General features: G+C 33.4%; 14 protein-coding genes. 6 read left to right on the forward strand and 8 right to left on the reverse strand.

All coding sequences use genetic code 11. From position 1 onward, the window contains the following. Positions 1 to 5 precede the first annotated feature (5 nt). Together HMPREF9071_RS08590 and greA are read right to left on the reverse strand one after the other, a co-directional pair. Positions 6 to 395: an HIT family protein gene (locus tag HMPREF9071_RS08590; RefSeq protein ID WP_009746233.1), complete on the reverse strand. Its 390-nt coding sequence runs from the start codon at positions 393 to 395 to the stop codon at positions 6 to 8. A 12-nt stretch (positions 396 to 407) separates the two neighbouring features. Further along, a complete protein-coding gene (gene greA, locus HMPREF9071_RS08595) occupies positions 408 to 881 on the reverse strand; it encodes a transcription elongation factor GreA (RefSeq protein ID WP_173301506.1) in 474 nt (157 codons plus the stop codon). Between the two features lie 340 nt (positions 882 to 1221). Here greA and HMPREF9071_RS08600 point away from each other — a divergent pair, with 340 nt between their 5' ends. From HMPREF9071_RS08600 to HMPREF9071_RS08610, 3 genes are all read left to right on the forward strand, one after another. Continuing rightward, a complete protein-coding gene (locus HMPREF9071_RS08600; RefSeq protein WP_009746235.1) occupies positions 1222 to 1887 on the forward strand; it encodes a porin family protein in 666 nt (221 codons plus the stop codon). A gap of 11 nt (positions 1888 to 1898) precedes the next feature. Next, complete coding sequence (locus HMPREF9071_RS08605; RefSeq protein ID WP_009746236.1) at positions 1899 to 3422, forward strand: carbohydrate-binding domain-containing protein; 1524 nt, start codon at positions 1899 to 1901, stop codon at positions 3420 to 3422. A 379-nt stretch (positions 3423 to 3801) separates the two neighbouring features. Continuing rightward, complete coding sequence (locus HMPREF9071_RS08610; protein WP_009746237.1) at positions 3802 to 4782, forward strand: DUF4837 family protein; 981 nt, start codon at positions 3802 to 3804, stop codon at positions 4780 to 4782. 3 nt (positions 4783 to 4785) lie between these two features. Here HMPREF9071_RS08610 and HMPREF9071_RS08615 read toward each other — a convergent pair whose 3' ends face one another. The 4 genes from HMPREF9071_RS08615 to nadE form a co-directional block, all read right to left on the reverse strand. Further along, entirely contained in the window at positions 4786 to 5460 is a 675-nt protein-coding gene (locus tag HMPREF9071_RS08615; RefSeq protein WP_009746238.1) for an SDR family oxidoreductase, read from the reverse strand. A 24-nt stretch (positions 5461 to 5484) separates the two neighbouring features. Further along, entirely contained in the window at positions 5485 to 6681 is a 1197-nt protein-coding gene (locus tag HMPREF9071_RS08620) for a serine hydrolase (protein ID WP_253908271.1), read from the reverse strand. 97 nt (positions 6682 to 6778) lie between these two features. Then, positions 6779 to 8872: a carboxy terminal-processing peptidase gene (locus HMPREF9071_RS08625; protein WP_009746240.1), complete on the reverse strand. Its 2094-nt coding sequence runs from the start codon at positions 8870 to 8872 to the stop codon at positions 6779 to 6781. Positions 8873 to 9007: 135 nt separating this feature from the next. Then, positions 9008 to 9787, reverse strand: coding sequence for an NAD(+) synthase (gene nadE / locus HMPREF9071_RS08630; RefSeq protein ID WP_009746241.1), 780 nt, complete (start codon positions 9785 to 9787; stop codon positions 9008 to 9010). Positions 9788 to 10319: 532 nt separating this feature from the next. On the opposite strand from nadE, the gene rpsU reads away from it, so the two are divergent. The 3 genes from rpsU to HMPREF9071_RS08645 all read left to right on the forward strand — a co-directional run bounded on the left by rpsU (position 10320) and on the right by HMPREF9071_RS08645 (position 11878). Further along, positions 10320 to 10514 carry a 30S ribosomal protein S21 gene (gene rpsU, locus HMPREF9071_RS08635; RefSeq protein WP_040358084.1) on the forward strand — a complete coding sequence of 65 codons (195 nt, stop codon included), beginning with the start codon at positions 10320 to 10322 and terminating at the stop codon, positions 10512 to 10514. A 61-nt stretch (positions 10515 to 10575) separates the two neighbouring features. Then, entirely contained in the window at positions 10576 to 11073 is a 498-nt protein-coding gene (locus tag HMPREF9071_RS08640) for a DUF6452 family protein (protein WP_009746243.1), read from the forward strand. Beyond that, positions 11039 to 11878: a DUF6048 family protein gene (locus tag HMPREF9071_RS08645; protein WP_009746244.1), complete on the forward strand. Its 840-nt coding sequence runs from the start codon at positions 11039 to 11041 to the stop codon at positions 11876 to 11878. The genes HMPREF9071_RS08640 and HMPREF9071_RS08645 overlap by 35 nt, the downstream gene beginning before the upstream one ends. Positions 11879 to 11896: 18 nt before the next feature. Here the strand turns inward: HMPREF9071_RS08645 and HMPREF9071_RS08650 are convergent, their stop codons facing one another. Beyond that, positions 11897 to 12517 carry a WbqC family protein gene (locus HMPREF9071_RS08650; RefSeq protein ID WP_009746245.1) on the reverse strand — a complete coding sequence of 207 codons (621 nt, stop codon included), beginning with the start codon at positions 12515 to 12517 and terminating at the stop codon, positions 11897 to 11899. Between the two features lie 3 nt (positions 12518 to 12520). Beyond that, positions 12521 to 14758 (reverse strand): DNA methyltransferase, encoded by a 2238-nt coding sequence (locus tag HMPREF9071_RS08655; RefSeq protein ID WP_009746246.1) that lies wholly within the window; start codon positions 14756 to 14758, stop codon positions 12521 to 12523. Between the last annotated feature and the right edge of the window lies 1 nt (position 14759).

The raw sequence follows: 14759 nt of genomic DNA on the forward strand, positions 1-14759 counted from the left end.
AAACTTTATATAAAGGATTTTATTCTATCAGCTATCTCTTGAAATTCTGTTGGAGACAGGCTCACTTTTTCTTCGAAGGTCATCTCTTTCATCCGAGAAATAGGGATTAAGTGTATATGAGCATGATGTACCTCAAGCCCAACTACAGCCATTCCTACTCGTTCGCACTCTATCGCCTTCTCAAGAGCTATTGCTACCTTTCTAGCAAATTCTAGCAAATGATGATATGATTTTTCATCCAAATCAAAAAATTTATCTATTTCTTTTTTAGGAATACAAAGAGTATGCCCTTTTGCATTAGGGTTTATATCTAAAAAAGCCAAACAATGTTCATCCTCTGCTATTTTATAGCAAGGAATTTCTCCATTAATAATTTTTGTAAAAACAGAAGCCATTTTTATCCAGTTTTATCGTTTTATTTCAATAATTTCCATTTGAAGGACTCCATTAGGCACCTTAATCTCTGCTATGTCCCCTACAGACTTACCAAGTAAACCTCTACCTATAGGAGAACTCACCGATATTTTTCCTGCTTTAAGGTCTGCCTCACTTTCTGCTACTAAAGTATAAGTCATTATAGCATTATTTGCTTTATTCTTAAGTTTAACAGTAGAGAGAATCAATACTTTGGAAGTATCCAACTGAGATTCATCTATCACCCGAGCATTGGCAACAAGTTCCTCTAACTTAGCAATTTTCAGTTCTAACAAACCTTGTGCTTCTTTAGCAGCATCATATTCAGCATTCTCAGAGAGATCTCCTTTATCACGAGCCTCTGCTATAGCTTGTGAAGCACGTGGACGTTCTACATCTCTCAATTGATCAAGTTCTGCTTTTAGTGCTTTCAACCCTTCTTCAGTATAATAAGCTACTTTCATAATTAAATTATTTTATTTCTTCTCAATTAAATAAATAATCCATAAAAAAATGACATCTCAGCAAAGACAGATTAAAAATTAAGGATTAATTCCTCTTTACTGAAATGACGTATATACTAATAATCAACACTATAGATAATCCTATAGGCTATTCTCTTTCCTGATGCAAAGATACAAACTTATATTTATTTTCCAACAAAAAGCTCTTTATTTTTATGAAGAAAAATAATCTTATTCAAATGTGAATATCTTTTATGTTAAAAATTTGTACCTTTTATCCTTCGTTTTCCATTTTTTATTACATTTGCACACTATTTAAACCTACTTTATTTTCAATACTATTATGAAAAAAAATATTTTCATTTTCACACTTCTCTTGTTTTCTCAGTTTATTGGAAAAGCACAAGAGTTTGATGTGGGAGTAAAGGGAGGCTTAAGCTATGTTACTTTAAGAGGAACCACTTCTGAGGTTTCTTCTTTAAAAGGAAAATTAGGAGCTTATGTAGGAGCTTATGGGGAACTCTTCTTAGGGCGTATTTTTTCGCTACAACCTGAATTTCTTTTCTCTCGACAAGGAGCAAAATGGGAAAGAGAAGGACTTCTACCCAATGGAGAAGTTTTCAAAACCTCTATCAATACTGATTATGTCAACGTACCTATATTAGCCAATGTAAAGCTCTATGAGAAGTTTTCTCTCCAAGCAGGCCCTCAATTTGGGTTTTTAGCAGTAAAACCTGAAATTGGATCTGAAGAAAATATATTTGATGGAGAGAATTATTTAGATAAAGGGATCTATCGTTCTTTTGATTTTGCTATTTGCATAGGTTTTAAGTTTAGGTTCTACGAAAATTTCTCTGCTGAACTTCGTTATACCAACTCTCTTACTAACTTATTTGATAAGAACCACCCAGCTCTTGAGACCGCCAATTTTGGTGAAAAAAATAATTTTCGTCACTCCTACTTCTCTGTTGGAGTAGAATATCGCTTAAAACAACTTACTATTTTTTAAAGGATTTCTAAATGAAAAAATATTTCTTTTTCGTCATCATAATAGGGTTATTAGGTGCTTGTTCTGATGATATAGATGACAAAATTTCTAAGAAAACACCTACCCCACCTATTCCTGTTCCCACTCCTGAGGAAAATATTCTTATCACTAATACTACGGATTCCAATGCAAATAATCTAGGAAGTAGCCAAACTGATTTTAATGCCAATGACTTACTTTCCAATCATTCTTTTGACAAACAAGTCCATATTTCTTTCTCCGAGAATACTGTAACTACAGATATTATCCCTAACATAGCTATTCACAAAGATAATGCTCATATTTCTATCACCTCTACCCTACCGAATGTAGAATATATCCTCTCTGGTAATTCAAATAAAGGAGGACTCAAAATATCAAGTACTCATCCTTATAAACTAACTCTTGATAATATTACACTTTCCTCAGATAAAGGTTCTGCTATTGAATTACAAAGCAATAGCAAAGCTTTTGTATATCTTCCCAAGCATACTACTAATACTCTTTCTGACTCAGAGAATCATTCCAATAACTATGGACAGATTTCTACAGGAACTCTTTATAGTATAGCAGATATAGTTATTGATGGAGAGGGTTCTCTTTCTATTAAAGGTAAATACAAGCACGGGATTGCTTGTAATGGCTACCTCCGTATTATAAATGGTGATATTTCTGTTACCGAAGCTATAGAAGATGGCATTCATTCCCAAAATGCTTACATTGGAGATGGAGGAACTATTCAAGTAAATACTCAATCAGGTACAGGAGATGGTATAAGAGTTAATAATGGTCACATCATTATCAATAATGGGAAATATATCCTAAATACGAAAAAGAATGGTATGACTGCTCTTAATACCAATTCCACTGTAATACCCTATATTACAATTAACAGTGGTAAACTAAATATCAATGCATGGGCAAGGGGAATCTCAACTACTGGTATATTAACTCTTACTCAAGCAACCATGGATCTCAACTCCATTGATACTGCACTCTATGGAGAAAAAGCCATCTATATCAACAGTGGTATGTATCTTTTACAAGCCACTACAGGAAGTACTTTAGAGAGTCACGAGAAAATCGCTTTCACTGGAGGAAGAAGTATTCTCAAAAGTGGAGCCTCTCCTAAAACACCTATTGATATTTCTAATTCTGGTATATTTCTTATAAAAGCTGGAACTATCATAGCTATGGGAGGAACTCCACAGGATAGAGCCACTCTTAGCCAGGACTCGGCTCCTACCCTTATTGTTAACAGAAATCTTCAAGCAAATACTCTGTTACACCTAAGAGAAAATACACGTGAAGTCTTTACTTTCTTAACTCCTGTTCCCTTTACTTATTTTATTTTTAGCAGTAGTAAATTTCTTGCAGGAAAAAATTATATGTTTTACCAAAATGGAGAAACCCAAAACGCATCTCAAGAGGAAGGTCTTTATATAAATGGCTATTACAAAGGAGGCACACTTATAAAACAATTTACCTCTAAAAGAGGTAGTAATTCAGTATTATAAAAATATCAAAGATATAATTATTCTCTTGTAAGATATTCTTGCATAGGTACTAATAATGATAACAATAAATTAATATTTTCCACATAAATGGTTTTTGAAGTATCGAATTCCTAATTTTATGTTCAATAATTTGTTATCTTAAGAGAACTCTTACGTCATCACTTTCTATAGAGTATTCTGAATATATTCTATTATCTCTATATTGTTCCTTTTATAAAACTTTCATACCATAAGTAGGCAAATACATTTATTTTTTCTATAGAGTTTGTTAAAATTAGATATCAAATAGTTAAAAATGTATTAAATAAAACACAAAGTTTATAATCTCTACATTTTTGGAACAATATTAGCTATATATAAGAAAAATTCAAATCCTTTTATGAAAAAAATCTTTTTATACAATTTTATTACTCTATTATTAATAAGTTGTAATGAAGGAGAGAAAAAACAATACTTACCACAATCCGTAGGAAGTATCAATTCATTAACTATTGTCATAGATCCTCCCTTATGGAATGGAATAGTAGGAGATAGTCTTCGTCATTATTTTGCTTCTCCTGTAGAAGAAATCTCTGGAGCACGCGAACCCATTTTTGATATTCAACAGATTCCTGAGGATATTTTCAAGGGGATGACACGTGCAAGCCGAAATGTTCTCATCGTAACCACAGATTCCAAGAACCGCTTTGATATTCGTGATACTTTATTTGCTAAACCTCAGAAAGTAGCTTTTCTCATTGGAGAAACCACAGATGATCTGATTAGTGAAATAAAGAGATTTGCTCCTGAAATTATTCTTACTTTCAAGCAAAATGAGATGAAGGAAGTACAGAATCGTTTCAGACAGACACTTAACAATACCAAAGCTATCGAGCAAATCCTTAATATACACCTTACTTTCCCTTCTGTATATAATATAGTAAAACAAGAGAATAATTTCTTTTGGTTAGAGCGAAAAGTAAAGAATGGAACAGCTAATATCCTTATCTATGAAGTTCCTAAAGGGAAAATCTGTGCCAATAATAAGGATTGTACAGAACAAATTATCCACATGAGAGACTCTATTGGAGCACAATATGTTCCTGGTCCTGAAGAAGGTATGTATATGATTACCAGTACTGCCTTTGCTCCTACTTATTCAAGAATTCATATTAATTCCTATTCCACTATTGAGAGCAAAGGATTATGGGAAGTAAAAGGGTTCATATTGGGTGGTCCCTTCAGTAACTATATTATAGAGGATCCTAAGAGAGAGCGTTGTGTAGTAATAGAAGGGTTTATAGCTGCTCCAGGCACTTCCAAGCGAGACCTACTCTTTGAACTGGAAACTATTATAAAATCTGTAAGATTTTTAGACTAAATTTCATGGTGTTGTGGTGGCTACCTGTAATATTTTCCCATTAAAATAAGGATATTGATAGAGAGCAAAGTCTTTAATATACTTAGCCATTTCCTCAGCATTAATAGGTGCCTTATAATCTGGAAATGCCTCTAAAAGCATCTCTGTTTGTACCGCTCCCAAAGCTAAACAATTAAAGTGCCATTGACTATCCTTATATTCCTCGGCTAATAATTCTGTAAGAGAAATAAGAGCTGCCTTAGAAGAGGTATATGCAGAGAGTCCTGCAAACTTCATAGCTCCTTGTATCCCTCCCATACTACTAATATTAACAACATGCACTTTTTCTGAAAAAAAAGGAATCAAGCACTGTAAAAGCCTAAATACCCCAAGTACATTGACCTCAAATATTTGTCTCAAATAATAAGAAGAAAGTCGCTCAAATGGTGCATTTACAAGTTTTCCTGCATTATTAATCACTATATCCAAAAAGATATTTTGTTCTTTCAAAAAAGAAACTAATCTCTGTATGCTTTCCTCCTTAGAAATATCAAATGAAATATAGGTAACATTGCCTTGTTGTGATTTCTTAGTATAGCTACGGGAAAGTGCTAATACTTTAGTATTCTCTTTTTCAAATTCTTTGACAAGCTTGGCTCCTATTCCTCTACTCGTTCCTGTAATTAGAACCGTTTTCATCCTCTATTACTTAATTCTATTTCTTTATGATTCTCTAGAAAGCTTCTCTGTTTCTTCTACTTTCTTAATAATTGGATAATTATTTGTTGTATATTCCTTATACTCAGCCCCCTTAAGAATACAATCCATAATACGATGCATATAATCATTAATAGAAGGATTGGTTACATTAAATAGGAAAGTAAATACAATTTCTTCCTCTGGATATACATAAAACCAAGCATATCCCCCAATGCCATTTCCTATATGACCATAGTAAGTACGTCCTCTCCAGTCTTTAGTTGACTGCCACCCAACACCATATCCTGTTTCTTGTCCGTTATTCAGATGTTGAGAGGTAAGCATTTGCTCCTGATATTCAGTCTCCAGAAAAGATTTACTTAATATTGCTTGCCCTAACAGATTAACATCATAGGCTGTAGAAAGAAATCCCCCTCCTCCTAACTTGAAAAAGTTATTTACCTCTGACGCTTTTTTAAATTGTTTTTTCTTATCCACAGAATAGGGTACAGATTGATTAGGAGACAATCCTCCCATATCAGGAAAGGTATGATTCATTCCCAAAGGCTGGAGTACATTATGGGTTACATACCACTCAAAAGGTTCCTTCCTTGCCTCTTGCATAGCCAATGCTATCAAATTAAAATCATAACTATTATAAAAATACTTAGTTCCTGGCTCAAAAAGTAAGGGATCTTGTGCAAATACACCTATACCTTCCTTAATACTCATAAATTTATCAAGGAAAACTTCTTTACCTTTGTATGCACGTATTCCAGCCAAATGCCCTGCCAACTGCTTTACCGTGAAATCATACTCCTTTTTAGGGAAATAGGGTACATAATCGTACAAAGAACAATTCCAGTCTATCCATCCCTGCTCTTGCATTAGAGTAAGTGATACCCCTGTAAGAGGCTTAGAAACACTAGCAATACGATAAAGCGTCTCACGAGTATTGACAGGCACTTTATTCTCTATATCAGCATATCCATACCCTTGTTCCCAAATAGGGAAACCTCTCTTGGTTACACAAATAGAAATGCTGGGAGTATAGTGTTCTTGTAGGAGATACTTAACAACCATTTCCGCCTGTTCAATACCTTTTTCAAGAGAATTAATCTTAGAGAGTTCCTCAGCAAAGATTTGTTTCTGTGTGATTGTCTGTGCAAATAATTGTTGAAAAAAAGAAAAAACCGACATTATTATAAATATTGATTTCATTTTCATATTCCTTTCATTTACTTTTACCTAAAAAGACGCTCTAAAGATAATATTATCTTCAAAGCGTCATGAATTAAACCTATAATATAAACAAATTTTATTTTAATAAATCATCTAATACAGAAACTGCCTCTTCTACATAAATATCTTTCTGTAAATTCTCATGCCAACGATCTAATCGTATCTTCACATCTTCATTACTCTTTGCTTTTTCTTCATCAGAAGGCAAAGATGAAAAATGTAGAGGAGATTTGTATTCAGTAAGTTCCTTAAACTTCTTAATCATAGCTTCACTCTCCTCTACCTGTTTTTTATAAGTATCATACTGAAGAGAATAAGTGTTTTCATCTCGCTGTTTCTGTACCCAACGTGCATTTTCATCAATTAATTTAAAAAGAGAATTGGCTTCAATACGCTTTTTACTATTAGCAATTGCTTGTGCAAAATTTCTATTTTCTGTCCAAGGGGTATAATCAGCTTTAGTAATCTCATCCCATGACATTGGGTTTTCCAGTTCTCTTTCTCCTACTTTAATATACTGATAACGATCTGGAATTACTATATCACTATTTACTCCTTTAAGCTGGGTAGAACCTCCATTCACACGATAGAATTTCTGTCGTGTCAACTTTATAGCTCCTAAATCCCCTAAAGAACTATTACGAATTTCCCGATTAAGATCTATAAGTTCCTGTACCGTTCCCTTCCCATAGGATTGCTTACTTCCAAGGATTATAGCACGTTTGTAATCTTGCATAGCAGCAGCCAATATTTCAGAAGCCGATGCCGAAAGTTCATTAATAAGGATGATTAAAGGCTTATCCCACTGAATAGCCCTATCCGTATCGCGGAGTACTTGTATATTTCCATTGGCATCACGCACCTGTACCACAGGACCTTCCTTGATAAATAAACCTGCTATTTCCACCACCTTTGCCAAAGAGCCTCCTCCATTATTACGCAAATCTACAATGAGCCCATCTATATTTTGCTTCTTAAGTTTGGCTATTTCTAAAGCCATATCCGATGCAGAATTACGTTCACGAGTATCATTAAAGTTTATATAGAAACTAGGTAAATCAATTATTCCATAGGTATGCTCTTTATCTTTGATAAGAGCTGATTTAGCAAAAGTTTCTTCTATTTCTACTACATCACGGATAATAGGGATTACTTGAATGCTACCATCTACACGCTTCACAGTAAGGCGTACTTCTGTTCCTTTTTTTCCTTTAATAAGCTTTACTGCATCTTTCAAACGCATTCCTATAACATCTACAGGGTCTTTTGTTCCTTGTCCTACCTTAAGAATCAGATCTCCTACTTCAAGAAGTTTTCCTTTCCATACAGGACCTCCCATAATAATATCAGAAATGCGTATTCCATCAGATTTTTTTTGGAGCACTGCTCCTATTCCTTCAAATTTTCCTGATATATCCAAATCAAAGCGTTCCTTAATATCTGGAGCCAAATAACTTGAATGGGAATCTGTAGCTTCAACATAACTGTTAAGATATATACCGAACCAATCTTCCTCTGTAAGATCCTTATAAGAAACAAACATTTCCTCAAAAGCTTTTCGTGTAGTCTCTGTAGCTTCCTTCTTAAGTTCCTTATAGGATTTTTCTGTATACTTACTATCTTTTTCCTTTTTATGCTGTTCCTCTTTTTGCTTAATTACTAGGTTAGAGAGTATAGAATACTTAATAAGCTTACGCCAACGTTCACGAAGCCCTTTCTTATCTTTCGTATAAGGAATATTCTCATAATCTAAATCAACTGATTCTTTTTTAGAAAATTCATAAGATTCCTTAAGAAGTTCTTGAGAAAGTTTGTCGGCTTCTTCCATTCTTTGACGCAAACGGTTATAGGTAAGAGTAAAGAAAGACACATCCATTTTTTTTAGATCATCATCCATTTTTGTCTCATTTTTCTTAAATTCATTAATGTCCGACTGGATGAAATAGCGCTTTTGAGGGTCTAAATATTGTAAATAACCCTTAAAAACACGTTTGGAATAGGCATCATCCAAAGGTTGTTGGTCATAATGCCCACGAGAAATCATATATTGGATAATCTCCATAAGGAGTTTTTCTCTATCTCCTGTGTATTCAAATTTTTTATCTGTAAAACTACAAGAAGCAAAGGAAATAATTCCTAAAAGGAAAAGAATAAAAATATTTTTTTTCATTGGTTCATTTTATAATTGGCAAAGGTACTACTTTATTATGAGAATAGAATATTTTTTTTATTTTTTAACAAAGAGAAAAATAGTTGTTTTAAGTACTGATATTTACACATCTTAGATTTTATGAAAAAGTAAATATTATTTTAGTTCTTGTGGTATTTTACAAATAGGAATAGGATTCATTTTATGTTGGTTTGCTTTATTCAATCGTTTGAAGATAGCAAGTACTTGATTTTGTCGTGGAGAAAGGAGAACAGAGTCATTACCACTTTCCACATATTGCATAGCCCATTCCAGTTCAGGATAGGAAGCTCCTAATTGATCCTCATCAGTACGGTTATCACCAAAAAGCCCATCGGTAGGGGGAGCTTGACGAATCTGTGGCAAAATATCAAGATATTCTGCTATTTCATATACCTGACTCTTCATTAGGTCAGCAATGGGACTTACATCTACTCCTCCATCGCCATACTTGGTAAAGAAGCCCACCCCAAAATCCTCAATTTTATTACCCGTTCCCACAACCATATATCTATGTAAACCGGCAAAATAATAGAGAGTAGTCATTCTAAGTCGAGCTCGGGTATTAGCAAGAGCTAAAGCATTGTTCTGAGCAGGGGGGAGTTGAGCTATGAAAGTATCAAAAACAGAGGTTAGTTCTACCTGCAGGTTGCTAACATTAGTATACTTTTCTTTAAGAAAATTAATATGTTGCTTTCCTCTGTTTATTTGATTCTGGGCTTGATGAATGGGCATTTCCAAACATAGGACAGGCTTACCTGTTCGAGCACATAGAGCAGAAACCACCGCTGAGTCAATTCCTCCAGAGATGCCTATAACCATTCCCTGAATATCTGTTTGTTGCAGATAATCCAAAAGCCAATGAACAATATATTCAGTTACTTTAGGTGTATTCATTTTCACAAAATTAGAGCACAAAATTAGGGATAATTATTGAACCTTGCAAGGAGAAAAATCATAGAAAAGACAAAGGCTATCCTTTTCAGATAGCCTCCTTTATTATCAAATAGTTATTAAAATGAACCGCTAAACTAAAACCTATCCCATCATACCCAACTCTATCAGAAGCCGCTGAACTATTTAACAATGTCTCTTGTAGAGAATTTGAAATAACAGTCAGATAAATCTCTGTTATTAGTTATAACTACCTTCCCTTGAAATAGGTAATTAAGTCCTAATCTCATTTTCCAAAAACCTGCACGAGAAATGATTATTCAGAGGAAGGTAACCTATATCATATACCATTTGGGAATAGATGTTTGCCTTATAAAACTCTATAAAAGTAAAACAAAGTACTCCACCATATTTTAATACAGGTATAGTTGAATTGACACATTAAAAAAGAAAAATGGAAGAAATGGAAAATATATTTGTCAAAACAAAAAATAGTTGTATCTTTGCGCCCATAAATGAAAGGAGGTGTTATACTATGCTTATTATACCAGTAAAAGAAGGAGAAAATATTGATAGAGCCCTAAAGCGTTACAAAAGGAAATTTGATCGTGTAGGGATTGTAAGAGAGCTTCGCTCACGTCAGCACTTTAGTAAGCCCTCTGTACTTCGCCGTAATGTAATTCAAAGAGCAGAGTTCATCCAGCGATTAAGAGATTTAGAAGAAATATAATTTTTCTTTATAAAAAAGTCCCTGTTAAGCAGGGATTTTTTTGTATAAATATAATTGAAATATGAGAAAATTTTTATTTTTATTTGTTCTTTTTATTTTTATCAACTGCGAAAGTGATGATATATGTGATGATCCTGTAGTGACTCCACGACTTATTGTACGCGTGTATGATAAGGATACTCCACGCCGCACCAAACCAATCAATAACTTAGTAATTCTTGGAAAAGACAAAGCCCAAGCTATACAACCTCTTGCTACTACTGATTCCTTAGCACTTCCTTTGAAACTAACCTCCGGAGAATCGTCCTTTGTTCTAATAAAGGATGCGGTGGTGGATAATAATGGTAATATCACAGGGGGGACACGAGTAGAATTAAAAATTAATGCTATTGCTTCAGAAGTATTCTCTGGGAAAGGCTGTGGTTATAAAGTAATTTATGACCAAATCACTGCCACTTCCAATTCTATCTCAGGATATACTCCTTGGATTGCCCGTGTACAAGTAATGTTTAGAAAAATAGAAGATGAAAAACAAGCCAGTGTTCGTATTTTTTATTAGTACTTTAGCTATTTTCTGTAGTTTTGCTCAGGATAATAAAGAGAAAAAACTCGATACCCTCCCTGAAAAGACTAAAATCAAAGAAAAAGTTTCCTCTCTTACAGATAATAAGATAGATAATCCTGAAAAAGTATACTACCAACATTATGGATTACGTATTGGTGCTGATATTTCTAAGCCTATTCACTCTATTTTGGATAAAAAATACCAAGGATTAGAACTTGTTGCCGATTATCGTTGGAATTATCGGTATTACTTGGCTGGAGAAATAGGCAAAGAACGTAAGGAGAATCAAACTAACTACTTTGACTATACTACTAATGGACAATATATTAAGTTAGGAATAGACTATAACTCTTATGATAATTGGTATGGTATGGAGAATATGATTTACTTTGGAGGTCGTTATGGTTTTTCTATTTTTAATCAAGAAGTAAGCCACTATACACTACATACATTACATAACTACTGGGAAGAATCTCTCATAGGAACTAAATCAGATATTCTTACCACATATAAGGGACGTACCGCTCATTGGCTGGAGGCTTTTTTAGGAATCAAGGTAGAACTATTTAAGCATTTCTATGCAGGTGCCTCTATACGATTTAGTTTTTTACTTTTCCAAAAGAAAAATGATTTTCCTAATTTCTGGATTCCTGGGATACAGCGTGTATGGGAAGGTAGCAATTTTGGTATCAACTACAATTATACTCTCTCCTATATGATTCCTCTCTATAAAAAAGTAAAAGAAAAAACTTATAAATCCCCTGAAAAGGAAAAAGATAAAATAAAAAAAGTACCTTAAGGTATTTTTTTCTACCTATTATACCATCACTTTTTCTTTCAGATAGCCAAGTGCATGATTCCCTTCATGAAAAAGCAAATCCAAGGTACTAAGATTCCCTATAAATCCATGCTTATCTGAAAATATTTGATAATAAGCATCTTGCTTTATATCATGCACTATTTTCGCGTGGGAAAGATAACGAAAATCATTTGTTTGCTGATAAACCTTTTTATATTCTGTAGTTTTTTCCCAGTCCAACTGTACATGTAAACAGTCTAAAATTACCTCCATAGTTCTAAAGTTCAAATCTAATAAAAAAGTATACTTTTCTTCAAATATGGGTGCTATTCTATCTTCATAATATTCAAAATAGGGAGAAGTACGATAAGCTGTTTGCAGAGTTTTCCAATGCAATTTCTGCCAAGTTACACCATTATCTATCTGTACATCCTTATAGAGTTGCCTACCTGTTTCTCCTCCTGTATGTAAGATAGGAACTGTAAGAATTTGTTTGCCATTTGCCCCATAGATATAGGTACGATTACGGAAAGTTTGCTTTTGATAATTATCGGAAACCTCTAAAAGACAAGAGGTCTTAACTAGAATAGAAAATAAGGCAATAGAAGGAAAATAGGTAGGATGTAATAATGAGGTCATTTTTTAAAAATTAAAAGAGAGTTGTCCTGTTTGTTTGAGTCGCCATTTATTCGTTTCATATTCTTCCGCAACAGTTATCAGAACATTTATAATTGTTTGTTTCTCAGGAGTAATGCCATTTTTAAGTAAAGGTATGATATCCAAGATAATATCATCTGTGGATGGGTATTCCTTATGAGATTCTTTCTCTTTAAGATAAGAGATCAAGAAATACTTAATTCGGAGATCTAAAGGAATTTTAGTCTTAAATTTCTGATTTTTACGGATATAGAATTTTTTTGTTGAGGGCTCATAATCAAATTCTGCTTTGAGTAAAGGAGTAAGATCTTTGTATTCCTTACTTAATATATGTAGAAACCCGAATTGTAATCCTTTGATAATAAGCTCATCATTTATTTGTTCTAAGTTAGCTCCATCATTTGCAGCAATGACACTTTCAATCGTTTCTATCACTAAATCATAAATATCATTCCCTAACTTAAACTTTTGTATAGCCTTAGGTGTTTCTTTTTTAATAAAGTTGATAATCAATTGTCCTGAAAGCACAGAAAAAGGATTTTGTCTTTTCTTAAAGCTAGTTTGTCCATTACTTTGCTTGACAGTGCCCACATATTCAAACCCACATTTCTCAGCTGCTTCAACAATGATATGCCAATAATGAGGATCTTTGTGAGAGAATACAAAAGAAAGCCAACGGTCGAACTTCAATACGCGATACATTTCTTTGATAGATTGGCTCAATAGATCACTATATTCATCTTTGGTTTTATGTAAACTACCACCTTCTATGGCTTCCTCCTTGCGATCTTCTTCTGTAATAGGTAGATCCAGCCAAGCATTCCACATTACAGAAAGGTCAAGATAGGGAATCTTATCTCCATAAGGAGGATCTGTATATATATAATCTATACTTAAGTCCTCAATAGTGCTTAAGTGCGTAGCGGAACCCTTGATAATTTGTAAATTATTTATAGTAGATTCATTAATGAGAGGAGCTATTTCTTTTTTTGCATCAAAAATTTTTTTAAATCGTAATTCAAAATAGGTTAAAATATCTATATCCACGGGATCTTTGGCAATGCGATATCGATAATATTGAAATGCACTTGCATTCCCTCCACCTTCCTTTTTAACATAAGTAGATGTATGATAAGTCAAATTAGCTTTTGTTAAAAGCCCAGAAAACATTAATAAGAAAGTCTTTCGAATAGATTCATCTTTAATTTGTTTAATAAGATATTTCAAAAGACCAAGCTGAGCAAGTTGTTTATCAGAAAATAAAGCATCAACAGTAGACACATCTGCTCCTTTCATATTTATTTCGGTTATAGGATAAGAATATCTTTTCTTAGCTTTTTGGATTTCATCATCTGTTACTGGATATTTTTTCTTAAACTTATCCATCAGATAAGAATACTCCTCTAATAAATTATCAAAATTCACTGGACAAGTAAGTGCTGATACTAAGAATATAGCCAATGGGTTAATATCTATATTAATTCCTTTCCTTCCAAGCATTATAGCTTCAATAGCTGTGACTCCAGATCCACCAAAAGGATCCAATATGACATCATTAGGTTTAGTAAAATGTTTAATATATTGTTGCACAACATCCCAACTTTGTTTAGTGAAATACCCATGAACTCCAAAATGTCTCTTTGTTGCTCTTTTTCTAACCTTTAATAATGGTTTAGGTAAGGGCAAATCCACATAAGAAAAATGCTCGTATTTATTCGTAAGAGATTTTTCTATATTAATCTTTTTCTCTGTAAAGCGATCGGGGCTTAGTAAGTTTTCCATCACTTCCCAATGCTTATCAAACTCTGAAAGGGGAAAATAAAGTAATGGTTCTTTTCTATCTCGATCAAAAGCAACAAACTCTCTGCCGTTACATAAAGCAAATATTTGTACATTAATATCAGGATGTATAGCGTATGAATATACCTGTTCTATATGCTCTCCTGATAAAATATTCTCTGTAGGAGCCTTGGCATCCAACACCCAAGAGTAACGACCATCTACTTCCAACAAATAATCAGGGACTATATTAATAGGTCGTTTTTGTGAGCCTATTTTCACAAAAGGATGAGATAAAGTTTTGCTATAAATGATACGATTATGTCCATAAGCCTTATACCCTAATTCCTTTAGGATAGGATTAATCAGTTCCTCTCGTACTGCATCTTCTTTAAAATCAGGTGAATTAAGAAGTTCAAAATCAAAGTTGTCATATAAACTCATT

Origin of the sequence: Capnocytophaga sp. oral taxon 338 str. F0234 (assembly GCF_000192225.1) — a bacterium.
Classification (GTDB): Bacteria; Bacteroidota; Bacteroidia; order Flavobacteriales; family Flavobacteriaceae; genus Capnocytophaga.